The organism is Oceanospirillum sediminis (assembly GCF_014164585.1).
GTDB lineage: Bacteria > Pseudomonadota > Gammaproteobacteria > Pseudomonadales > Halomonadaceae > Oceanospirillum > Oceanospirillum sediminis.
On sequence record NZ_JACJFM010000079.1, the window covers coordinates 1 to 1,291 of the forward strand.

At 37.1% G+C, this 1,291-nt stretch carries 1 protein-coding gene; it reads right to left on the minus strand.

Annotated elements, in window-relative coordinates; genetic code table 11:
• Positions 1-54: 54 nt before the first annotated feature.
• Complete coding sequence (locus H4O21_RS27995; protein WP_182812350.1) at positions 55-1,050, minus strand: IS110 family RNA-guided transposase; 996 nt, start codon at positions 1,048-1,050, stop codon at positions 55-57.
• Between the last annotated feature and the right edge of the window lie 241 nt (positions 1,051-1,291).

Here is a 1,291-nt window from a genome sequence, read left to right on the forward strand (position 1 = left end):
AGCCAGCTGATAAGTGCGTATTCTATGATTCGACCAAAAAAAATTTGTTAAAATTTAAGCTACGAACCTTAATGTATCCACATAAGGTGTTTGTCTTTGTATAACCGCAAAGATGCGAGCAATCAATTTATTTCTAATAATGTTTAAGGTACTCATTTTGCTCTTCCCTTTTTCAACACGTTTTTGGTAGTATATTTTCATTTCGGAGTTATGCTGTATGGCACTTACTGCGCACATATGGGCCAAAGACTTGATGTTCTTGTTTGCGAGCGGAGACACTCTGTTCCTGCCTTTTATACTTGTACCCGATTGATATGCAAATGGTGCAACACCGCAATACGAGGCGAATTTACGAGAACTATCAAACTTGGAGAAGTTCTCCGTAACTATAAGCATTGTAGTTGCCATTTGTCTACCAACGCCTTTAATCGATAACATTAGATCCATATTGGTTTTTAGGGCTATGTGGCTATTGACGACCTCCTGCATTTGCGCCTCAACAGACTTTATCTGTTTGGTAAGGTAATGTATTAACCTTTGTTGTGTCTCAAAAATAAATTTAAAGTCCTTAGCTCGATAAATGCCTTTCTGCTCCTTTAAGGTGGTCTTATGGGCTGAAAGTTGTCTGACCAGCTTTGACCTGAGCGTCATTAGGGACTTAAGCGTGGTTATCGATTCAAAACGCTCTTTAGTTGGTGTAATCTCTTCCCTTAAACGATAACCGTATAATGCAATGCGTTTAGCATCTACCTGGTCATCCTTTCCTCTTACAATTCCCATGGAACGTTTTATATCAAGTGCAGGGGCAATAATATAATAATGACATCCCATCTCTTGCAGAACAACGGTAAGTGTGTGTGAGTACATACCTGTATGCTCATATACAAAAAGAACTCCGGACAGGTCTTTTAAATGCTCCTTGACCCAACCTAAAAATCCTTTAATGCCTTTGTTTGTATTGGCAAATTCAGAGCTCTTTTCAGATAGGTGAATACAAACATCAATGGTGTTTTTACTAACATCAATACCGATTACTTCTTTAAAATTCATAACTTTAGATTTAGAAATTAATAAATGCTACTTAAACTAAAACCTTTAATAAGGTCATTCTAAAATTCTATATGGTTCTAAGTAGCCAAGAAAAAAGGACGGAGACTAATACGCACGATAGCTCTTTTTAGCTAGTTAGGGATATAAGTTCACTCTGTCCTTTTTAAATGTAATAACAATTAATAGTATTTGCTAATCTAAAGGTTAGGGATTGCAGCGGCAGCTTTTGGTCGCCATAGCG

What these genes read in the sequence shown, in the direction of transcription:
- H4O21_RS27995 (WP_182812350.1), bottom strand. Translation starts at nt 1,050, where the DNA reads ATGAATTTTAAAGAAGTAATCGGTATTGATGTTAGTAAAAACACCATT.